Below are 21,831 nucleotides of genomic sequence, written 5' to 3'. Positions count from 1 at the left end.
GGAATAGACGAATATGAAATTTACAGAGTTAACAGTTAAAGAATTCGAAAACTTTGTACAAAACCCATCATTAGAAAGCCATTACTTCCAAATGAAAGAGAATATTCAAACACGAGAAAATGATGGCTTTGAAGTAGTGTTACTAGGTGTAAAAGATGAAAGCAATAAAGTACTAGCTGCTAGTCTTTTCTCTAAAATACCGACCATGGGAAGCTATGTATATTACTCAAATCGAGGCCCAGTAATGGACTATTCTGATTTAGGCTTAGTTGATTTTTATTTACGTGAATTAGAAAAGTATTTACATCAACACCAATGCTTATACGTTAAAATTGATCCATATTGGATTTATCAAATTTATGATAAAGATATTAATCCACTTGAAGATAGAGAGAAAAATGATGCTGTAGTTAATTTATTTAAATCACATGGATATGAACACCATGGATTCACTACTGAATATGACACATCAAGCCAAGCAAGATGGATGGGTGTTAGCTATCTAAAAGGGGAAACACCTGCGTCATTAAGAAAACAATTTGATAGCCAACGTAAAAGAAATATTAATAAAGCGATAAACTACGGGGTAAAAGTAAGATTCCTTGGTAGAGATGAGTTTCATATATTCTTAGACTTATACCGTGAAACAGAAGCAAGAACAGGTTTCGTATCAAAATCAGACGAATATTTCTATAACTTCTTTGATACTTATGGAGATAAAGTGCTTGTTCCACTTGCATATATTGATTTAGATGAATACATAAAATCATTGCAAGACGCTTTAAATGATAAAGAAAACCGTCGTGATCAAATGATGGCAAAAGAAAATAAAAATGATAAACAACTTAGAAAAATTGCAGAATTAGATAAGCAAATTGAACACGATAAAAAAGAACTCTTACAAGCAAGCGAATTACGTCAGACAGATGGCCAAATCTTGAATTTGGCATCAGGAATTTTCTTTGCAAATTCATATGAAGTGAATTACTTCTCTGGAGGTTCATCTGAAAAATATAATAATTATATGGGACCATATATGATGCATTGGCATATGATGAACTATTGCTTCGAACATGGATATGATCGATATAATTTTTATGGTTTATCTGGTGATTTTACAGAGAACAGTGAAGATTATGGTGTTTATCGCTTTAAAAGAGGATTCAATGTTTACATTGAAGAGCTAATCGGGGACTTCTATAAACCTATAAATAAGGTTAAATATTGGTTGTTTAATACACTTAATAAAATTCGCAAAAAAGTAAAAAAATAAATTGATGATAATAAAGGCTGTGACATGGTGGATGTCGCAGCCTTTATTTATCGTAACTAGTGATAGAGACAAGTTACAATACAGTGTAGGTAAATTCTAAGTTGATTTTCATGTTGCCTCCTACAATTTAATATTACCACACGTCTGATTTTTAGCAATAATATTACAAAACAAATTTATTTTTCTAAATTTAAAATATTTAAATTATTATTCTTTAGCAAATTTAGTTAAGACTAACAATATACATAAATAGATACCAAGATTAATACGAAAGAGTTACGATTCATTTAATTGTAATAATTAAACCTAATATCTAAAATAGAAATTATTACATTTACTTAAATCTATATAATAAGAGTTCTTGATGACTCGCTTTATGTACATGATATTAATAATTGCTGCAGTGCTTAATTAGTTAACAATTAGCTTTGTCAAAGATTAAACACATTATCATAGGATTAATATCTCTAAACGTATAGACATATAAATAACCATGTGTATTTATGAGTTTTAAATTAATTAACTTAGGATGAACAATTTATTTAAGCTGAATAATGTAAGATAACAATCAATCATACATAACAATAATAAAACATGTTCAGAAATCGTCCTGACAGCGTATCAATTTAAAGGTTTTATGTAGATAATTATTTGTGTTTCATTTAGTTTACATAATATATATTATAGGAAGTTATATGTAGTAACTCAGGGGACCTATCTTACTACCTACTATGTCTGATTCTATATGTACATTTACTATCTATTCAGCAATAATTCATTTAAAAATCTGGCTATATATAGTTATATATGCTTGACTTTGAATATACTTATATATAAAGGAGTTAAATATGAATATTGTGTTGGATATTAATGGAACAATTTGCTTTGATGGTCGTCAAATTGACTGTAAAATTACCGACCACCTTTTTAGTTTACATAATATAGGACATAAAATTATTTTTGCTTCAGCTAGACCAATTCGTGATTTATTACCTGTAATACCTAATAAATTTCATGAATTTGCACTTATTGGTGGTAATGGTTCCATTATCTCTATTAATGGTCGTATACAGACATTTGCAACCATTCAGCCTAAATCATTTAATGTGATAAAACATGTCATTAATCATTATGACTTAAATTACATTGTTGATGATGAATGGGATTATGCAGCACGTGTTGATGCTACAAATACAATTTATCAACGCCTAGATCCTCATCGATTAGCACAAAAATTAACTATTAATGAGATTACTTCACCTATTAAGACGATTTTATTGAACATAGATGAAAAAGACTTTGACGAAGTTATAACATATCTAGCTACCAATGCACCTAGTCTTTCACTAATTAATCATTCAAATGAACTTAATATTAATATTACTGCTAAATATATTAATAAATTTACTGCTGTTGAGCATATACTTGGTAAATATCCTACGTATGTTGCATTCGGTAACGATCATAATGATATTGAAATGTTGCAACATGCTAAAGTTGGTTATTTTGTAAATAATGAATCAATGGATGCTTCTATTTTAAAAAATAATAAAAATATCCGTTGTATTAATGCGAATACGGAAGCACTATGTTTATCTTTAAATGAATTAAGCAAAGATTACTAAAATAGCTACATTTATAATGAAATATAAACAACTTCTTATTGAAAATGATTATCAATTGCAAGTATAATAATTTCATAGGAGGTTAATTATGAAAAATACATTTAAATTTATAGCTATACTTTTCACAATAGTTGTATTATTATCTGCGTGCGGTAAGGATTCTACTTTTAAATCGTCGTCATCTTCCAAGGATACGATTACAGTTGAGAATACATATGAGTTTAAAGATAAAAATAATACACATACTAAAGGAAAAATGAAAACAGAGAAAGTTAAAGTTCCAGTAAATCCAGATAGAGTGGCTGTATTAGATTATGGTGCATTAGATATTATGAAACAGATGGGATTGGAAGATAAGATTGTGGCAATTGCGAAAGGTAAAGGTGCTGCTTTCTTACCTTCTTCCCTTTCAGAATTTAAAAATGATAAATATACTAATTTAGGTAACCCTGGACAACCTAATTATGATAATTTAGCTAAAGCTAAACCAGAAGTTATCTTCACATCATTTAGACAAGCACATACTAAAACGCTAGATGAAATAAAAAAAGCTGCCCCTAACGCTAAAATATTATTTGTAAGTCCTGATAATGATCATTATATTGATTCCATTAAAGATAATACGACATTGTTTGGGAAAATATTCAAACAACAAAACAAGGCTAAAATGCTTAATGAGAAACTAAGTAAAAAAGTTGCTGAAACTAAAAAAGTTATTAATGACGATACGGTCTTGTTTTTAAATGTGGATGATAAAGGTGTTAAAGCATTTGGACCTACTGGTCGTTTCGGAGGATTCTTAAATAAAGATTTAGGAATAAAACATGCTGACACTGCCATGAAAGCCAATTCTGCTGGAAATTCTATTACTTATGAGTATTTAAACAAAGTAAACCCAGATAAACTATTTGTAATTGATCGTACTCAAAAAGGAAATGATAAGTCGTTACCTTCTGCATTAAATAACGACGTTATAAAAAAATTAAAAGCTATTAAGAATGATCAAGTTTATCAATTTGAATCTAACGCATGGTATTTTTCTGAGGGTGGAATTGAAACTACCATTGAGCAATTAGACAAAATTTAAAAAAGCTTTTAAAAATAATTAGTGAAAAGCTTTTAATCCACTCACTTTAGAATAGAAAAAAAGCGTTTGAAACATTTTAACATGCAAGTATGCATATATGTCTCAAACGCTTTTTTTATTATCTTCTACGACGACGGATTGTTTCGTCATCATCTTCGTATTTACGTATTTCCTTTTCTAATTGTTTCTTTTTACGTTCGCGACGCCAATTTCTAGTGAAATACCATAATAAAAAGCTGATAATTAAACTGATAATGGCTAGAAAAGCAGCATATCCTAGTAATGGTTGAAATGAGATGTCATAAAAATTAGGAATAAAAAATGCTAAGACAGCTAACGCAACAAATGTAATTACTGCGGATACAAACCATTTCTTAAGTACTAAAGCACAGAAGACAGTTAAAATTATCATTGCAACTATTGTAATCCATAAATAGTTCGGCATATCAAAAATAGTCATGTATATCTCCTATCATAATAAAAATCTTTCTTTTAAATACTATACAATAATATGTAATTAAATTATACCCCTTTGCCTATAAGCATAACTCGGCCTTGAGGCTTAATAATGAGTTTGAAAATGATATTGTGTATAATGATTGTGAAATGATTTTAAAGGGAGTGGAATATATGACGTCAGGTTTACCATTTAGAAAAGATGTTCCAGAACTAGAAAAATGGAATTTAAATGATTTTTTTGATAGTGATGAACAATTTTATGACACTTTAGATAATATACTAAATCAATCGAAGTCATTCAATCAACAATATAAAGGTAAAATTTCAGATGCAAAGATGATAAAAAAAGTATTATCAGAATTTGAAAATATTCTTATTCAACTTGATCGTCTTGGTAATTATGCGGAACTAAGACTAAGCGTTGATACTGCTAATACTGATGCACAAACATTAAGCGCAAAGTTATCGACAAATTATGGTAAGATTTCAAGTCAGTTATCCTTTGTAGAATCTGAAATATTAATGTTACCTGAAGAGGTTATTAAACAAGCAATAGAAGAATCTGATGTGCCTCACTACTTAGAGAAATTAATTGAAAGTAAGCCATATCAATTGTCACCTGAAGTGGAACAAGTAATGGCGAGTTTATCGCCTACTTTTCAAAGTGCATATGAATTATATGGCACAACGAAAATGCTTGATATTGCCTTCGAATCATTTGAACATAACAATGTGACATACCCTATGGATTATGCAACATTTGAAAATGAATACGAGGATAATGCTGATCCAGAATTTAGACAAAAAAGTTTTAAAAGCTTTAGTGATGCTCTGAAAAAATATCAACATACTACTGCTGCGACTTACAATCAACATGTGCAACAAGAAAAAATTGAGGCTGACTTAAGAGGATATGATTCTGTCATAGACTATTTATTACATGATCAAGAAGTTACACGAGAAATGTATGACAGACAAATCGACGTAATTATGAGTGATTTAGCGCCTGTAATGCAAAAATATGCTAAATTATTACAACGTATAAACGGTTTAGATAAAATGCGCTTTGAGGATTTAAAGGTTTCTGTTGATCCAAGCTATGAACCTGAAATATCAATCGAAGATTCTAAACAATATATTCATGGTGCTTTAAATGTACTGGGTGAAGATTATATACAAATGGTTGAGCAAGCATACAGTGATCGTTGGATAGATTTTGCACAAAATAAAGGAAAAGACACAGGTGCTTACTGTGCTAGCCCTTATTATACACATTCATATGTATTTATTTCATGGACTGGAAAGATGACTGAAACGTTTGTACTAGCACACGAATTGGGACATGCAGGTCATTTTACATTGGCACAACAACATCAAAATTTATTAGATTCTGAAGCTTCAATGTACTTTGTAGAAGCACCATCTACCATGAATGAAATGTTAATGGCAAATTATCTATTCAGTAACAGTGAAGATCCTAAATTTAAACGTTGGGTAATTGGATCTATTTTATCACGCACATATTATCATAATATGGTAACTCACTTGCTAGAAGCTGCTTACCAACGTGAAGTATATCGCAAAGTTGATAATGGTGAGTCACTTACAGCTCCCGTGCTTAATAACATTATGAGAGACGTTTATGAACAATTCTTTGGTGATGCTGTTGAATTAACAGATGGAACTGAATTAACATGGATGCGTCAACCACATTACTATATGGGATTATATTCTTACACCTACTCTGCTGGTTTAACAATTGGTACGGTTGTTTCACAAAAAATTAAACAAGAAGGACAACCAGCTGTAGATGCATGGCTTGAAACTTTAAAAGCAGGTGGAAGTCAATCTCCTATTGAATTAGCAAAAGTTGCAGGTGTTGATATCACTACAGATGCACCACTTAAAGCTACTATTAAATATATCTCTGATTTAGTTAATGAAGCGGAACAATTAACAGATGAAATTGAGCAACAAGACTAATTAAACTATGTATATATATATTTTGATTAATAGTAAAACCCTGATAATAACTGATTTAATCAGTCTTATCAGGGTTTAATTGTTTGGTTTTGGGTTATTTAGGATTTAATACTATATTATTTTTCATAATGTTCACCAGTATAGAAATAATAAACGCTTTCTGCAATATTTCTAACATGGTCTCCGACTCTTTCAAGATTTCGTGCAGCTAAATGTGCTTGACCAGCTACAAAAGGGTCATTATCTATTAAATATGTTGTGTTAACTATATTTGCATAAAGATCATCAATATCTTTATCACGCTCAATAATTTCTTTGATTAACGTTATATCCTCTTGTTTCGTAGCTGTATTAAGATCTTGCAACATTAACATTGCTAATTTCCCCATCGTTTTTAATCGTGTCAATACATAGTGATCTGTAATCTTTACTCGAAGACGAATGTGCGCTATATGTGCTGCGTTATCTCCCATGCGTTCAAAGTCTGTAGAAATTTTTAGAGCTGCCATCATCATTCTTAAATCTGTAGCAATTGGTTGTTGCTTTGTAATTAACATAATAACTTTTTCATTAATATCATAATCTAAGTTATTGATTATTTTATCATTCTCAATGACTTGTCTTGCAAAATTTTTATCCTCTTCACTTAACGACACTAATGCATGTTCGAGATTAAAATAAACACGAAGACCAAGGTGACGAATATCCTTAATTAATTCACCTAATTGACCTTCGTATTTATGTCTAATAATGGTCATCATTATAGAATATTAACCAAAACGTCCTGAGATGTAGTCTTCTGTTTGTTTATCAGAAGGATTAGAGAAGATTTTATCAGTGTCGTCGTATTCGTTAACATAACCATTAAGGAAGAATGCAGTTTTATCAGATACACGTGCAGCTTGTTGCATGTTGTGTGTAACCATAATAATAGAGTAATTTTCTTTTAATTCCTGAACGAGTTCTTCAACTCTTAATGTAGAGATTGGGTCCAATGCTGATGTAGGCTCGTCCATTAAAATAACATCTGGTTCAATAGCTAAACATCTAGCAATACAAACACGTTGTTGTTGGCCACCAGATAAACCGTAAGCGTTTGTGTGTAATCTATCTTTTAATTCATCCCAAATTGCAGCGCCACGTAATGATTTTTCTACGATTTCATCTAATAATTTTTTATCTTTAATACCGTGTGTTTTAGGACCATATGTGATATTATCGTAAATTGATTTTGGGAATGGGTTTGGTTGTTGGAATACCATACCTACATTTGTTCTTAATTTTTCTTTAGAATAGTTTTCATCGAAAATATTTTGGTCACGGTATAGAATTTTACCAGCAGTTTTTACTGAAGGTACTAATTCTACCATACGATTTAATGTTTTAATATAAGTTGATTTACCACAACCAGATGGTCCAATAATAGCAGTTACATTATTTTCTAAAATATCTAAATTAATGTTTTGTAGCGCATGTGTATCTCCGTACCATAAATCTAAGTTTTGTGTTGAATAAACTACTTTTTTATTACTATCTGATTCTTTATTGTGCTTAACTTCATTTGATGAAACTACTGTTGAAATTGATTCTTGAGATTGATCAGTATGTTTTGCTAACTCTTTTTCTTTAACATTTGTATTTGCCATAATTAAAACTCCTTTATATCTGTAAGATTGAAACGATAGTTATGCTCTACTAAAAACATGATATTATCGATTCAACCTTCACTCCCTAAATTATGTTGTATTTGATTTGATTAATATTTTCTAGAGAACTTGTTACGTAAGAAAATGGCTACTGCGTTCATTAGTAATAAGATTACAAGTAATATAATAATTGCTGCTGATGCAACATTTTGGAATTCAGCTTGAGGCATTTTAGCCCAAGTGTAAATTTGAGTTGGTAATGCTGTGAACATAGACATAATGCTTGTTGGTGTTGCTAATAGAATAGTTGGTATACCAATTAAGATTAATGGTGCTGTTTCTCCTAATGCACGTGATAGTGATAAGATGAATCCAGTCAAAATACCAGGTAAAGCAGCCGGTAATACTACACGACGAATAGTTTGCCATTTATTTGCACCTAAGCCATAAGAAGCTTCGCGAACAGAATTAGGAACTGCTCTGATTGCCTCCTGACTTGATACGATAATGATCGGTAGAATTAACAATGACATTGTTAAAGCGGCAGCAATAACGCTATTTCCTAATGCTAATGCTTGAATACCGCCACCACGAACGAATAATGTTAATCCAAGTAAACCGAATACGATAGAAGGTACACCAGCTAAGTTAGAAATACTAATTTTAACGAAACTAGTAAAGAAATTGTCTTTAGCGTATTCTTCTAAATAAATCGCTGTACCTACACCAAGAACGATAGAGATTGGAATAATACTTATCATTAACCAAATTGTCCCTGCTAACGCACCTTTAATACCTGCTTGTGAAGGTGTAGAAGAAGAGAAATTTGTAAAGAAATCTGGTGTAAGATAGCCAACACCTTTAACAAATGTTTGTATCAATAATGCTGCAAGTACTAATAAAGCTATTACAATACATGTAAAGAATAACCATTTATTTAATTTATTTGTTTTACCACGACTTGAGATATTTTTTTCTACTTTGTTTTGGTCAATTAGTGTTTTAGCTTTAGGATTTGTAGTAGCTGTCATATTAATACTCCTCTCTGAAGCGTTTCGAAATCCAATAAGAAATTAAGTTCATAATTAATGTGAAGATAAATAATGTGAAACCTACTGCATAAATACTATAGTACATATCAGAACCGAATGTAGCATCTCCAGTTGCAACTTCAACAATATAACCAGTCATAGTTTGAATTGAATTCGTTAAGTTTAATGAAGCTGTTGGTGAACTACCTGCAGCTAATGAAACAATCATAGTTTCACCGATCGCTCTTGAAATACCTAATACAATTGAAGCTACAACACCTGAAGCTGCGGCTGGTAATACTACTTTAGTAGCATCTTCAAATTTTGTTGAACCTAAACCATAAGCACCCTCACGAATTTTGTTAGGAACAGATGCCATTGCATCTTCACTCATACTTGTAATTACTGGAACAATCATGATACCTACTACAATTCCTGGACTGACTGAGTTGAAACTATCAAGTGCTGGAATAATAGTTCTTAGTACAGGTGTTACAAAAGTTAAAGCAAAGAAACCAAATACAATTGTTGGAATACCTGCTAAAATTTCAAGAATTGGTTTAATAATACGTCTTGCTTTGTCACTTGCGTATTCACTTAAGTAAATTGCAGCACCTAATCCAATTGGAACTGCGACGATAGTTGCGATAACTGTAATTTTCAACGTACCAATAACTAATGCCCAAATACCATATTTAGGATCAGAACCAGTTGGGTTCCAGTCTTTAGTGAATAAAAATTCAACAATAGATACGCGTGTGAAGAATGTTATTGTCTCAGTTATCAAAGTGAAAAGAATACCGATTGTAGTTAAAATTGAGATTGCAGCTATAATCCCTAAAATAATAGGTACGATTTTATCACTGAAACCGCCCTTTTTAGCGTTATTTTTAGCTATCAAGTCTCTAACATTAGTTTCCGATGCCATATATAACCCTCTCTTTTTCTCCCAATAAATTTAAAAAAGCGCTAGAAATTATCAGGTAAACAATGAGTTCAAATTAACCTAAAACATTTTAACAATCACCCATATATTCGAGAACAAGGTAGCAGTGTTGCTACCTTGTAATACCCCTTGAATAATTCCCAGCCCTTTGATATTAATAATGATTATTATTTATCTGATTTTTTATCGTATTTTTTTAAATCTTTAAGTTCATCTTTGTAAGTTTTTTCTGGAGAAGCTACATAACCAGCATCTTCAGCAGATTTACCTTGGTCTTCTAATGTGAATTTGATGAATTTTCTCATAACATCATTATCTTTTAATGATTTTTCTTTTACATATAAGAATAATGGTCTACTTAAAGCATATGAACCGTCTTTGATTGTTTTCTTAGTTGGTTCAGTTGTTTTACCTTTGTCGTCTTTGATTTTAACTTCTTTTAATTTATCTTTGTTTTGTTCGTAGAAGTTATAACCGAAGTAACCGATACCCTCTTTGTTTTTCTCAACTGATTGAACAATTACGTTAGTGTCTCCGTTTTTCTCAGCTTTGATATCTTCTTTATCCATTACTTCTTCTTCAAAGAAATCATAAGTACCGTGACTTGAGTTTGGAGAGAAAGCTTTGATTTTTTTGTCAGGCCAGCTAGAATTTACATCTTTCCAAGTTTTAGCTTCGCCGTTGTAGATTTTTTTCAATTGATCTTTAGATAATTCTTTAACAAAGTCGTTGTCTTTATTAACTGCAACAGTTACACCATCTTGTGCAATTTTGAATTCTTTATATTTAATGTCTTTGTCTTCTGATTTTTGTTTTTCTTCATCTTTAATAGGTCTAGAAGCTTGTGAGAAATCAGTTTCGCCAGCGATGAATTTTTCAAAACCAGCACCAGTACCTGCTTGACCAGATGAAATAGTAGCGTTTGGATGATCTTTAGCCCATTTTTCGTTTAATTTCTCAACGATAGGAGCTACTGTTGATGAACCTTCACCTTTGGCTTCACCTTTAAGGTCTTTGCCATCTCCAGAACCACTTCCACTGCTATCTCCACCGCCACATGCGCCTAATAATACCGAAGCGCCTAAAACAGTTGTACCAACTAATTGCCATTTTTTCATTAAAATATCCTCCTAATAGATAACCCAAAATGTTATATGTATTTCTTACAATGTTTATAATACATACCTTTTGTTAATATAAAATAGTTTAAATGTAAAGGTTTTGTTAAGATTGCAGGAAAATCAATATTTTTTATAAAAATTATCTATAAAAAAGACGGGAGTGATACAGAATTTATAATGAAAAACTGTATCACTCCCGTAAAGGCGACTGAAAGCGTAAAACATATTGTTAGTGATGTATTGTACTTTGAATAAGTAATATGACTTTAAATTAATTTTTTGACTTAAGTTTATTTAATTTTTAACGTTATTATTTTGTACTATTAAAACAACTATTTTAATAGAAGGAAAATGCTTATATTTATGATTATTTATCTTCTACTCGACTCCAACCCTTTTTGGTTAAAGAGATTTTACCTGTTTCAATATTAATAATTTTATGTTTGTATAAATGACCTATTGCGCGTTTAAAAGAGCCTTTACTCATATTGAACACCTCTTTAATTGCTTCTGGGCTTGATTTATCCCAAAAAGGTAATTCACCTTCATATTCTACTAATAAATCAAAGATTACTTGACCATCATCATCAAGACGTTCATGAGCTAAAGGTAAAAATGAACCATTGAGTTCCCCTTTGTCATTATGACCAATAATACGTACATCTACTTCTTCGCCTAATCGTGGTTCTTCTTTGCGCTCTGATTCATGCACAAAGATTTTATAGCCTTCCTTCGATAATAAGAAACTACCAATTCTTAATAGTCGATATGGTCTAGCTTTAATCAGTTCATTCTGTTTTTCATCATCATATACAGGTGTAAACATTTTCTCTACTATTGTTTCACTAGCAAGACGAGCAAACATTTGATTTTCTCTATCTATACGTAATGTTACTAACACATAATCTCCAGATTGTGGCCATAGTGATTTTACTTTTGGTAAATCTTCCCATGGGATTAGCACTTCTCTTGGTAAACCTACATCTACACGTGCACCATCTCGGTCTGTTTTTAACACTTTTGCAAAATCATATTTATCTTTTGTAATGTCAGGCATGTTTTGAGTAGCAAATAATTCGCCTGAGCGATTTGGATATATGAAGAAACTATATTCTTCACCTGTTTCTAATTCATCTTCATCATTGATTTCTGATTGATTTAATTTTACTTGTTCACCATTAGGACCTTTTAAAAGGTATGTAGAACCTTCTAAGCCAATGACTTCTAAAAATTCAATTGAACCAACAATATCTTTATCTAATGCCATAATATTCTCCTTCGAGGGTTTGTATTCTTCATTATTATAACATGCATACTAAAAACTATCATTCACGTGTATAGATTTGCATTAGGTCGAAACTATAAAAAGAATATGATATAATTTTTCCGTTAGATAAACAATAAATAAAGGAGTAAATGCATGCTACAAGTAACTGATGTAAGTTTACGTTTTGGCGATCGTAAACTATTTGAAGATGTAAATATTAAGTTTACTGAAGGAAATTGTTATGGGCTTATCGGTGCTAATGGTGCTGGTAAATCAACGTTTTTAAAAATTTTATCAGGAGAAATTGATTCTCAAACAGGACATGTTTCAATGGGTAAAGATGAACGTTTAGCTGTTTTGAAACAAGATCACTTCGCCTATGAAGAAGAACGTGTATTAGATGTTGTTATCAAAGGACACGAACGCTTATATGAAGTCATGAAAGAAAAAGATGAAATTTATATGAAACCTGATTTCAGTGATGAGGATGGTATACGTGCCGCTGAACTAGAAGGTGAATTCGCCGAAATGAACGGTTGGAACGCAGAGGCTGACGCTGCTTCTTTACTTTCAGGTTTAGGCATATCTGCTGATTTACATGATAAGCAAATGTCAGAATTGGAAAATAATCAAAAAGTGAAAGTCTTATTAGCTCAAAGTTTATTTGGTGAGCCTGATGTCCTTTTACTCGATGAGCCTACCAATGGTCTAGATATTCCTGCCATTAGTTGGTTAGAGGATTTCTTAATTAACTTCGATAATACTGTTATCGTGGTATCTCATGACCGTCACTTTTTAAACAATGTATGTACACATATTGCTGATTTAGATTTCGGTAAGATTAAATTATATGTAGGTAACTATGATTTCTGGTATCAATCTAGTCAATTAGCTCAAAAAATGGCTCAAGAACAAAATAAGAAAAAAGAAGAAAAAATTAAAGAGTTACAAGACTTTATTGCACGTTTCTCAGCTAATGCCTCTAAATCTAAACAGGCAACAAGTCGTAAGAAACAATTAGAAAAAATTGAATTAGATGATATTCAACCATCTTCAAGACGCTATCCATATGTTAAATTCACACCAGAGCGTGAAATCGGTAATGATTTACTGACTGTTCAAGGACTTTCTAAAACAATTGATGGTGAAAAAGTACTTGATAACATTTCGTTCACGATGAATCCTAATGATAAAGCAATTTTGATTGGAGATAGTGAAATTGCAAAAACTACATTATTGAAAATTTTAGCTGGTGAAATGGAACCTGATGAAGGTACATTTAAATGGGGTGTAACGACTTCATTAAGTTACTTCCCTAAAGATAACTCAGAGTTCTTTGAAGGCGTAGACATGAATTTAGTAGACTGGTTACGTCAATATGCACCTGAAGATGAACAAACAGAAACTTTCTTACGTGGCTTCTTAGGACGAATGTTATTTAGTGGTGAAGAAGTTAAAAAGAAAGCTAGTGTACTTTCTGGTGGTGAAAAAGTTCGCTGTATGTTAAGTAAAATGATGCTATCAAGCGCCAATGTTTTACTATTAGAAGAACCTACTAACCATCTTGACTTAGAAAGTATTACAGCAGTAAATGATGGATTAGCTTCTTTCAAAGGATCAATCATCTTTACATCTTATGACTTTGAATTTATCAATACTATTGCAAATCGTGTGATTGATCTAAATCAATCAGGTGGTTTATCAAAAGAAGTTCCTTATGAAGAATATTTACAAGAAATTGGCGTATTACAAAAATAATATATAAACACATACGCACTTCCCTATTACTAAATTGGGAAGTGCGTATTTTACTATCATTTTACTCATTTGATAAATCTTTACTTACATATAGTAAAAATACTTTCTAATTTTTCAGTCTATTTCAAAAAATCACAATTATCGGTTTACAGACACAATTGCCATATGTATAATATAAAACATAGCAATTGAATAAGAAATTGATGAGGCGCATCAATCATCAGTATATATTAGATAAACTGTCTGCAACAGCTAATATAGAAAGGGTGCGATGCCGAAATGAATCATAATCGCAGCTATGATTTGTTGGACTTTGTGGTTAAGAGCTGAAAGTTTGTCATTATTATTTAATAATGGAGTGCATCACTTGTATATAAATCACGAACAAGTTCGCACTTCCGAACTTGTTCTTTTTTATAGCGTGTGCCTCCCTATATTTTAGGAGGTAAAGTTTTGAAACGAAGTGTTTTGAAGTTCGGTGGTTCATCCGTCGCTGATTTTACAAAGATAAAAAATATTGCAGAAATGCTTAAGAACCGTGTGGATGACGGTGAACAATTAATTGTAGTTGTTAGTGCTATGGGTAAAACAACAGATCAATTAATGGATAATGTATCAAATCTTACTGCTACACCTAAAGATGAGGAACTTGCCCTACTTTTAACGACCGGTGAACAACAGACGGTATCATATTTGTCCATGGTGTTAAATGATATCGGTGTTAATGCTAGAGCAATGACTGGTTATCAAGCAGGTATTAAAACGATTGGCCATCATTTAAAGAGCAGAATTGCTGAAATCAATCCAGAAACATTTGATAAAGCATTCACCGACAAAGATGTGTTAGTCGTTGCTGGTTTCCAAGGTATTAATGATGCATTTGAACTTACAACGTTAGGACGTGGAGGATCAGATACAACAGCAGTTGCAATTGCTGCAAGTAATCAAATTCCATGTGAAATATATACTGATGTTGATGGCGTTTATGCCACTGACCCTCGAATATTAAGTAAGGCAAAACGTTTAGATTATGTTTCTTATGAAGAAATGATGGAAATGAGTGCATTAGGTGCAGGTGTTCTTGAAACTCGAAGCGTAGAACTTGCTAAGAACTATGATATCCCATTGTATCTCGGTAGAACTTTATCAAATGAGAAAGGAACATGGATTATGTCAAGAACAGATTTATTAGAGAAAAAAGCAGTAACAGGTGTAGCATTAGATAAACATATGATGCACGTTACCATTAGTTATCCCCTACCAGATAATCGTCTTTTAACGCAATTGTTCACAGCATTAGAAGAAGGTTCAGTAAATGTGGATATGATATCCCAAATAGTTAATGTTGAAGGATTGCAGCTATCATTCTCTATTAAAGATAGTGATGTACAACAAATTTCAACTATTTTGAGTAACCTTTCTTCTTCATTTAACGCATTGGATTATAAAATTAATGAAGAATACGTTAAAATTTCGCTTATTGGTTCGGGTATGAGAGATATGTCGGGCGTTGCATCAAAGGCTTTCATTACTTTAATTAATGCAAATATCCCATTCTATCAAACTACAACATCTGAAATTAGTATTTCTTATGTGATTGATGCTGATAATGGAGAAAAAGCGGTTGAAGTATTATACAATGCATTTGATATTTAAACATCAACATGCTATTTGTAAATAATTTTTTTAAAATTCAAACAAATGATATTGGAGTGACTTTTATGACAAGATTAGCAGTAGTCGGAGCAACAGGTTTAGTTGGAACAAAAATGTTAGAAACAATTGATCGCAAAAACATCAAGTTCGATGAGTTAGTATTATTCTCATCAGCTAGATCAGCAGGTAAAGAAGTTCAATTTCAAGGTCAAACGTATGTTGTACAAGAATTAACAGAAGAAGCAGCAAGTGAAAAATTTGACTACGTTCTAATGAGTGCCGGTGGTGGCACAAGTGCACAATTCGCCCCAATCTTTGAAAAAGCAGGTGCAATTGTCATCGATAACTCTAGTCAATGGCGCATGACTGAAGATATTGACTTAATTGTACCTGAAGTAAATCAACCTGAATTTAAGCGTGGCATTATTGCCAACCCTAACTGTTCTACAATTCAATCAGTAGTACCTTTAAAAGTTTTACAAGATCAATTTGGTTTAAAACGTGTTGCATATACAACATATCAAGCTGTTTCAGGTTCAGGTATTAAAGGTAAAAGAGATTTAGCTGAAGGCGCAAATGGTAAAAAACCAGAAGCGTATCCTCACCCTATTTATAATAATGTATTACCACATATTGATGTATTCTTAGAGGATGGATATACAAAAGAAGAACAAAAAATGATTGATGAAACACGCAAGATTTTACATGAACCTGAATTAAAAGTAACTGCAACATGTGCACGTGTTCCAGTACAAGATAGTCATAGTGTCGAAATTGACGTTACTTTAGATAAGGAAGCAACTGTACAAGAAATTAAAGATTTATTTGATAAAGACGAACGTGTAGTATTAGTTGATAACCCTGAAAAAAACGAATATCCTCAGGCGCTTAACTCTACTGGTAGAGATGAAGTATTTGTAGGTCGTATCCGTAGAGATGACTCATTAGATAATACATTCCACGTTTGGTGCACATCTGATAATTTATTAAAAGGTGCAGCATTGAATGCAGTACAAGTATTAGAGCAAGTAATCAATTTAAAAGGAGCTAGATAATATGCCACATTTATTCGAAGGTGTGGGAGTAGCACTTGCTACCCCATTCACAAATAATGAAGTTGATTATAATGCATTAGAAAGACACGTAGATTTCCTATTAGACAATGGTGTAAAAGCTATTATTGTTAATGGAACTACAGCTGAGAGCCCTACTTTAACTGAAGAAGAAAAAGAACAAGTATTGGAGTCAGTTATAAAGCAAGTTAATCATCGTGTGACAATTATTGCAGGTACAGGTACGAATAATACTGCCAAATCAATTCAAGCATCTCAACGCGCTAAAGCACTTGGTGCAGATGCAATTATGTTGATTACCCCCTACTACAATAAAACAAATCAACGTGGCTTAGTTAAACACTTCGAAACGATTGCGAATGAAGTTGAATTGCCAGTTGTACTATATAATGTACCTTCTCGTACAAATATGACAATTGAACCAGAGACAGTTGAAACATTAAGTCACAACCAATATATTGTTGCAATCAAAGATGCCACAAATGACTTTGAATATTATGAAGACGTTAAAAGTCGTATCAATCAAGAAGAATTCGCTTTATATAGTGGTAACGATGATAATGTTGTCGAATTTTATCAAAGAGGTGGCAATGGTGTTATCTCAGTTATTGCAAATGCAATTCCTAAAGAATTCCAAGCTTTATATGATGCTAAACAAAGTGGACAAGATATTTCAAACGATTTCGAACCAATTAGTAATTTATTAGATGCGCTTTCTGTAGATGTTAATCCTATTCCAATTAAAGCGTTAACAAGTCATTTAGGTTTTGGTAACTATGAATTGCGTTTACCACTTCTTCCGTTAGAAGATGCAGATGCCAAAGTCTTAATCAATGCATTTGAACAGTTTAAAGCAGGTGAACTTTAATGAAAATTTTACTTATTGGTTACGGCGCAATGAATCAAAGAGTGGCTCGTTTAGCAGAGGAAAAAGGTCATGAAATTATAGGTGTTATTGAGCCTCAAAAAAATGAGACAACACCATATACACACTATGATCACATTGCTGATGCACAAAATGAAGCGGATGTAGCGATTGATTTTTCAAATCCTAATCTATTATTACCACTTCTTGAAGAAGAATTTCAATTACCTTTAGTTATAGCTACTACAGGTGAAAAAGAAAAATTAGTTGAAAAGTTAAATGAATTAAGCCATAACATACCAGTATTCTTTAGTGCAAATATGAGTTATGGTGTACATGCTCTAACTAAAATATTAGAAGCAGCTGTACCACTTCTGCAAGATTATGATATCGAGTTGACTGAAGCACATCATAATAAAAAAGTAGATGCTCCTAGTGGTACATTAGTAAAATTATATGATGTTATTAAAGACTTACGCCAAAATATCACACCAGTTTATGATCGACATGAACATACAGAACAACGCACTAAAGATGAAGTTGGCATTCACTCAATTCGTGGTGGGACTATTGTAGGTGAACATGATGTATTATTTGCAGGAACAGATGAAACTATTACAATCTCACATAAAGCACAGTCTAAAGATATTTTTGCAAATGGAGCAATCACTGCTGCTGAAAAATTAATAAACCAATCTAACGGTTATTACACGTTTGACAACCTATAAGATATAAAATCTAGCAAATATTAAGGAGAGACTTAAATTATGGTACAACATTTATCAGCTGAGGAAATTATTCAATATATAAGTGACGCCAAAAAATCTACACCATTAAAAGTATATGTTAACGGTAATTTTGATGGTGTTACCTTCCCTGATTCTTTTAAAGTATTTGGTTCCGACAATTCTAAAGTAATCTTTTGTGAAGCAGATGATTGGAAACCATTCTATGAATCAAACCAATCTACAATTACTGAGTTAGAAATTGAAATGGATCGTCGTAATTCAGCAATTCCACTTAAAGATTTAACAAATACGAATGCGCGTATTGAACCAGGTGCATTTATACGTGAACAAGCAATTATTGAGGACGGTGCTGTCGTTATGATGGGCGCAACAATCAACATTGGTGCTGTAGTTGGTGAAGGAACCATGATTGATATGAATGCTACATTAGGCGGTCGTGCGACAACTGGTAAGAATGTGCATGTAGGAGCTGGCGCCGTTCTAGCTGGCGTAATTGAGCCTCCTAGTGCTTCACCAGTAGTCATAGATGATAATGTATTAATTGGTGCTAATGCAGTCATTTTAGAAGGTGTTCATGTTGGCGAAGGCGCAATTGTCGCTGCAGGTGCTATTGTTACTCAAGATGTTCCAGCTGGTGCAGTCGTAGCTGGTACCCCTGCTAAAGTGATTAAACAAACTTCGGAAGTAGAAGACTCTAAACGTGAAATTGTTTCAGCATTAAGAAAATTAAATGACTAATGATATGAGTATTTGATGAGTGGCTATGACAAAAATACTATTTTATAGCTGTATTGCATAATCACAATAGCTTACTGAACTGAGAAGGCGCTTAACTGAGCCCTTCTCAGTTTTAGTTATTCTTATGAAGAGTGGATTTGGCATTGTAAAGCATATTTATTTAGAATTTTTACCAACAGGCAAAGCATTGGGCAAAAAAATCCATGCGCCCCTATTTCAAAATTAAGACTATTTTAAATTAATATCACGACATACATAAAAAGATGAAATAAGTTACAATATTAATAAGACTAATTAAGTTAATAAAGGAATGATATGATGAGTGAATTAGAGTTTGTAACTAAACATAGAAGACATTTACATCAACATCCAGAATTAAGTTTACATGAATTCGAGACGACAAAATACATCACACAGTTTTTAGAAGAATTAGGCGTGTCATATGAGCGCCCTCTTGAAACTGGTGCAATAGCATACTTAAACGGTAATAGTGATCATACCATTGCATTTCGTGCGGATATCGATGCGTTACCAATTTTTGAAGAAAATGATGTCGATTATCGAAGTCAAACGGATAATGTAATGCATGCATGTGGTCACGACGGACATACAACGGCATTAATGTTATTTGTTAAACGATGCAAAGAAATGTTCGATAAAGGAACGCTTCCACACAACGTTGTATTCATCTTCCAACCTGCCGAAGAAACTGGTGGCGGAGCGAATCGTCTAATTAAAGCAGGTGCGTTTAATAACTATCCAATAGAAGCTGTTTTTGGCATCCATGTTAATCCATTTGCCGATGAAGGACAAGTTGTTATCCGTGATGAAGAAATTACAGCAAGTGCAACTGAATATCGCTTCTTCTTAAAAGGATTATCAAGTCATGTTGCAGATAAAGAGCAAGGTCATTCATGTGGAGAAGCCCTTCTACACGTTCTAAATCAAGTAGGACAAATACAACAGTATCATCTTAATGGCTTAAAACGAAATATTGTTCATATGGGTCATTTTGAAGCTGGAGAAGCTATTAACACTGTAGCAAGCCATGGATATTTAGAAGGAACGATTCGAACTTATGATCCAAATGATTTAAATGTAGTAAAAACACAAATGCATAAAATTGCTGAAAGTGTAAGCTTATTATTTAATGTGGATTGTGAAGTGAAATTTGAAGAAGGCTACCCACCTACGATGAATAGCCCTAAACTACGTGCGAGTGTAGAACAAGCGATTAATGCTGCAAATCTAGAAGTTATAGATAAGCCTCTTCCATTCTTATTTGGAGAAGACTTTAGCTTCTATGGTCAACAGTTAGCCCCAGCTTACTTTGCATTTGTAGGCACTCGAAATGAAGACAAAGGTTTTGTGACTGGACTTCATACATCTCATCTTAATTTTGATGAAAAAGTATTAATCTATGTGGCAAATTATTATGAACAATTATTAATGCATTATGGAGAGGAGTAATTCACATTGACAGCAATATGGTCCGTCGATAAAGAAGCGTTTTTACAAAATGCTATTAAAGTTAAAAATGATAATTCAATTATGGCTGTGGTGAAGAACAACGCTTATCATTATGGTTTGGAGTTTGCTGTTACTTCTTTTTTAAAAGCTGGAATTAATACATTCAGCACTACCTCTTTAAAAGAAGCCATTAAAGTACGAGAAATAGCACCTGATGCCACTATATTCTTAATGAACGCTGTTTATGATTTTGAAAAAGTAAGACAATATCAAATACAAATGACTTTACCGTCATTAGCCTACTATTACAAATATAAGAATGATTTGAGTGGTATCAAAGTGCACTTAGAATTTGAAAATTTACTTCATCGTTCAGGATTTAAAACATTAGAAGAAATTAGAGAAGTACTCAATGATCATCATATTAACTCAAATGAAGACAAAATGATTATTAGTGGATTGTGGACGCACTTTGGTTACGCAGATGAATTTGATGTCCCTGAGTATAGTATAGAACGTGAAGCATGGTTAAATGTAGTAAATTCATTGTTAAATGAAGGATATAAATTTGATTTAATCCATGCACAAAATAGTGCAAGTTACTATCGTGAAGGTCAGAAACTTTTACCCTACCATACTCATGCGCGTGTAGGCATTGCATTGTATGGGTCTCGACCATATAGTGCTTTAAATGAATATAGTATTAAACAATCTCTTACTGTAAAAGGTAATGTGATACAAGTGCGTGAAGTGAATGCTGGAGATAATTGTGGGTATAGTTTTGCCTTTGAAGCTACTAGGGACCATACGCGATTAGCAGTTGTAGATGTAGGCTATGGAGATGGTATTCTTAAATCGAGAGCTAAACATGAAGCATTAATTAAAGGCAAACGCTACCCTATTCGTGCATTAATGATGAGTCACATGTTTGTTGAAGTTGATGAGGAAGTCGATGCACAAGATGAAGTGATATTATATAATAACGATATACGCATTGATGAATATACATTCAAAGGTGTAGGCGCTAATTCAGAACAACTTAGTGCGATGAATCATGATTCTCTCATAAAGGAGTATAGATAAA

General features: G+C 32.4%; 19 protein-coding genes and 1 riboswitch. Of the genes, 12 read left to right on the top strand and 7 right to left on the bottom strand.

What is annotated here, in order from left to right; translation table 11 throughout:
- Positions 1 to 13 precede the first annotated feature (13 nt).
- From SBL15_RS05715 to SBL15_RS05705, 3 genes are all read left to right on the top strand, one after another.
- Positions 14 to 1,273, top strand: a complete 1,260-nt coding sequence (locus SBL15_RS05715; protein WP_317955411.1) for an aminoacyltransferase — start codon at positions 14 to 16, stop codon at positions 1,271 to 1,273.
- An 848-nt stretch (positions 1,274 to 2,121) separates the two neighbouring features.
- Complete coding sequence (locus tag SBL15_RS05710) at positions 2,122 to 2,898, top strand: HAD-IIB family hydrolase (RefSeq protein ID WP_317955409.1); 777 nt, start codon at positions 2,122 to 2,124, stop codon at positions 2,896 to 2,898.
- A gap of 88 nt (positions 2,899 to 2,986) precedes the next feature.
- Positions 2,987 to 3,985: a siderophore ABC transporter substrate-binding protein gene (locus SBL15_RS05705; RefSeq protein ID WP_317955407.1), complete on the top strand. Its 999-nt coding sequence runs from the start codon at positions 2,987 to 2,989 to the stop codon at positions 3,983 to 3,985.
- Positions 3,986 to 4,103: 118 nt separating this feature from the next.
- Here the strand turns inward: SBL15_RS05705 and SBL15_RS05700 are convergent, their stop codons facing one another.
- Complete coding sequence (locus SBL15_RS05700; RefSeq protein ID WP_037537113.1) at positions 4,104 to 4,445, bottom strand: membrane protein; 342 nt, start codon at positions 4,443 to 4,445, stop codon at positions 4,104 to 4,106.
- A gap of 170 nt (positions 4,446 to 4,615) precedes the next feature.
- Here SBL15_RS05700 and pepF point away from each other — a divergent pair, with 170 nt between their 5' ends.
- Positions 4,616 to 6,427, top strand: a complete 1,812-nt coding sequence (gene pepF, locus SBL15_RS05695) for an oligoendopeptidase F (RefSeq protein ID WP_107612378.1) — start codon at positions 4,616 to 4,618, stop codon at positions 6,425 to 6,427.
- 116 nt (positions 6,428 to 6,543) lie between these two features.
- Here pepF and phoU read toward each other — a convergent pair whose 3' ends face one another.
- The 6 genes from phoU to cvfB form a co-directional block, all read right to left on the bottom strand.
- Entirely contained in the window at positions 6,544 to 7,185 is a 642-nt protein-coding gene (gene phoU, locus SBL15_RS05690; protein ID WP_037551427.1) for a phosphate signaling complex protein PhoU, read from the bottom strand.
- Positions 7,186 to 7,197: 12 nt separating this feature from the next.
- A complete protein-coding gene (gene pstB, locus SBL15_RS05685) occupies positions 7,198 to 8,073 on the bottom strand; it encodes a phosphate ABC transporter ATP-binding protein PstB (protein WP_011275817.1) in 876 nt (291 codons plus the stop codon).
- A gap of 110 nt (positions 8,074 to 8,183) precedes the next feature.
- Positions 8,184 to 9,104, bottom strand: a complete 921-nt coding sequence (pstA, locus tag SBL15_RS05680; protein ID WP_011275816.1) for a phosphate ABC transporter permease PstA — start codon at positions 9,102 to 9,104, stop codon at positions 8,184 to 8,186.
- A gap of 1 nt (position 9,105) precedes the next feature.
- Positions 9,106 to 10,032: a phosphate ABC transporter permease subunit PstC gene (gene pstC, locus SBL15_RS05675; RefSeq protein ID WP_317955404.1), complete on the bottom strand. Its 927-nt coding sequence runs from the start codon at positions 10,030 to 10,032 to the stop codon at positions 9,106 to 9,108.
- Between the two features lie 185 nt (positions 10,033 to 10,217).
- Positions 10,218 to 11,168, bottom strand: coding sequence for a PstS family phosphate ABC transporter substrate-binding protein (locus SBL15_RS05670; protein WP_317955402.1), 951 nt, complete (start codon positions 11,166 to 11,168; stop codon positions 10,218 to 10,220).
- 370 nt (positions 11,169 to 11,538) lie between these two features.
- On the bottom strand, positions 11,539 to 12,438 hold the full coding sequence (gene cvfB, locus SBL15_RS05665; protein WP_107612382.1) for an RNA-binding virulence regulatory protein CvfB: 900 nt from the start codon (positions 12,436 to 12,438) through the stop codon (positions 11,539 to 11,541).
- A gap of 153 nt (positions 12,439 to 12,591) precedes the next feature.
- Here cvfB and SBL15_RS05660 point away from each other — a divergent pair, with 153 nt between their 5' ends.
- The 8 genes from SBL15_RS05660 to SBL15_RS05625 all read left to right on the top strand — a co-directional run bounded on the left by SBL15_RS05660 (position 12,592) and on the right by SBL15_RS05625 (position 21,830).
- Complete coding sequence (locus SBL15_RS05660) at positions 12,592 to 14,196, top strand: ABC-F family ATP-binding cassette domain-containing protein (RefSeq protein ID WP_107612384.1); 1,605 nt, start codon at positions 12,592 to 12,594, stop codon at positions 14,194 to 14,196.
- A 195-nt stretch (positions 14,197 to 14,391) separates the two neighbouring features.
- Positions 14,392 to 14,568, top strand: a riboswitch (Lysine riboswitch).
- Positions 14,569 to 14,649: 81 nt separating this feature from the next.
- Positions 14,650 to 15,852, top strand: coding sequence for an aspartate kinase (locus SBL15_RS05655; protein ID WP_053018329.1), 1,203 nt, complete (start codon positions 14,650 to 14,652; stop codon positions 15,850 to 15,852).
- Positions 15,853 to 15,917: 65 nt separating this feature from the next.
- Entirely contained in the window at positions 15,918 to 16,907 is a 990-nt protein-coding gene (locus SBL15_RS05650; RefSeq protein WP_107612390.1) for an aspartate-semialdehyde dehydrogenase, read from the top strand.
- A 1-nt stretch (position 16,908) separates the two neighbouring features.
- The gene (gene dapA, locus SBL15_RS05645; RefSeq protein WP_053017687.1) at positions 16,909 to 17,793 is read left to right on the top strand and encodes a 4-hydroxy-tetrahydrodipicolinate synthase; all 885 of its coding nucleotides are present in this window, start codon (positions 16,909 to 16,911) and stop codon (positions 17,791 to 17,793) included.
- On the top strand, positions 17,793 to 18,518 hold the full coding sequence (gene dapB / locus SBL15_RS05640) for a 4-hydroxy-tetrahydrodipicolinate reductase (RefSeq protein WP_107612392.1): 726 nt from the start codon (positions 17,793 to 17,795) through the stop codon (positions 18,516 to 18,518). The genes dapA and dapB overlap by 1 nt, the downstream gene beginning before the upstream one ends.
- 39 nt (positions 18,519 to 18,557) lie before the next feature.
- Positions 18,558 to 19,277, top strand: a complete 720-nt coding sequence (dapD, locus tag SBL15_RS05635; protein ID WP_011275806.1) for a 2,3,4,5-tetrahydropyridine-2,6-dicarboxylate N-acetyltransferase — start codon at positions 18,558 to 18,560, stop codon at positions 19,275 to 19,277.
- Between the two features lie 318 nt (positions 19,278 to 19,595).
- Positions 19,596 to 20,747, top strand: coding sequence for an amidohydrolase (locus SBL15_RS05630; protein ID WP_011275805.1), 1,152 nt, complete (start codon positions 19,596 to 19,598; stop codon positions 20,745 to 20,747).
- A gap of 6 nt (positions 20,748 to 20,753) precedes the next feature.
- On the top strand, positions 20,754 to 21,830 hold the full coding sequence (locus SBL15_RS05625) for an alanine racemase (RefSeq protein WP_037537105.1): 1,077 nt from the start codon (positions 20,754 to 20,756) through the stop codon (positions 21,828 to 21,830).
- The last annotated feature ends 1 nt before the right edge of the window (position 21,831 follow it).

This window comes from Staphylococcus sp. NWU MKU2 (genome assembly GCF_033283605.1).
Lineage (GTDB): Bacteria > Bacillota > Bacilli > Staphylococcales > Staphylococcaceae > Staphylococcus > Staphylococcus haemolyticus.
The sequence above is the reverse complement of the archived record's forward strand: the minus strand, read 5'-3'. Positions and strand labels throughout refer to the sequence as shown.

Bases quoted from the DNA above. Each gene is read 5' to 3' on its own strand.
- SBL15_RS05715 (WP_317955411.1), top strand. From the start codon at position 14: ATGAAATTTACAGAGTTAACAGTTAAAGAATTCGAAAACTTTGTACAA.
- SBL15_RS05710 (WP_317955409.1), top strand. From the start codon at position 2,122: ATGAATATTGTGTTGGATATTAATGGAACAATTTGCTTTGATGGTCGT.
- SBL15_RS05705 (WP_317955407.1), top strand. From the start codon at position 2,987: ATGAAAAATACATTTAAATTTATAGCTATACTTTTCACAATAGTTGTA.
- SBL15_RS05700 (WP_037537113.1), bottom strand. From the start codon at position 4,445: ATGACTATTTTTGATATGCCGAACTATTTATGGATTACAATAGTTGCA.
- pepF (WP_107612378.1), top strand. From the start codon at position 4,616: ATGACGTCAGGTTTACCATTTAGAAAAGATGTTCCAGAACTAGAAAAA.
- phoU (WP_037551427.1), bottom strand. From the start codon at position 7,185: ATGACCATTATTAGACATAAATACGAAGGTCAATTAGGTGAATTAATT.
- pstB (WP_011275817.1), bottom strand. From the start codon at position 8,073: ATGGCAAATACAAATGTTAAAGAAAAAGAGTTAGCAAAACATACTGAT.
- pstA (WP_011275816.1), bottom strand. From the start codon at position 9,104: ATGACAGCTACTACAAATCCTAAAGCTAAAACACTAATTGACCAAAAC.
- pstC (WP_317955404.1), bottom strand. From the start codon at position 10,032: ATGGCATCGGAAACTAATGTTAGAGACTTGATAGCTAAAAATAACGCT.
- SBL15_RS05670 (WP_317955402.1), bottom strand. From the start codon at position 11,168: ATGAAAAAATGGCAATTAGTTGGTACAACTGTTTTAGGCGCTTCGGTA.
- cvfB (WP_107612382.1), bottom strand. From the start codon at position 12,438: ATGGCATTAGATAAAGATATTGTTGGTTCAATTGAATTTTTAGAAGTC.
- SBL15_RS05660 (WP_107612384.1), top strand. From the start codon at position 12,592: ATGCTACAAGTAACTGATGTAAGTTTACGTTTTGGCGATCGTAAACTA.
- SBL15_RS05650 (WP_107612390.1), top strand. From the start codon at position 15,918: ATGACAAGATTAGCAGTAGTCGGAGCAACAGGTTTAGTTGGAACAAAA.
- dapA (WP_053017687.1), top strand. From the start codon at position 16,909: ATGCCACATTTATTCGAAGGTGTGGGAGTAGCACTTGCTACCCCATTC.
- dapB (WP_107612392.1), top strand. From the start codon at position 17,793: ATGAAAATTTTACTTATTGGTTACGGCGCAATGAATCAAAGAGTGGCT.
- dapD (WP_011275806.1), top strand. From the start codon at position 18,558: ATGGTACAACATTTATCAGCTGAGGAAATTATTCAATATATAAGTGAC.
- SBL15_RS05630 (WP_011275805.1), top strand. From the start codon at position 19,596: ATGAGTGAATTAGAGTTTGTAACTAAACATAGAAGACATTTACATCAA.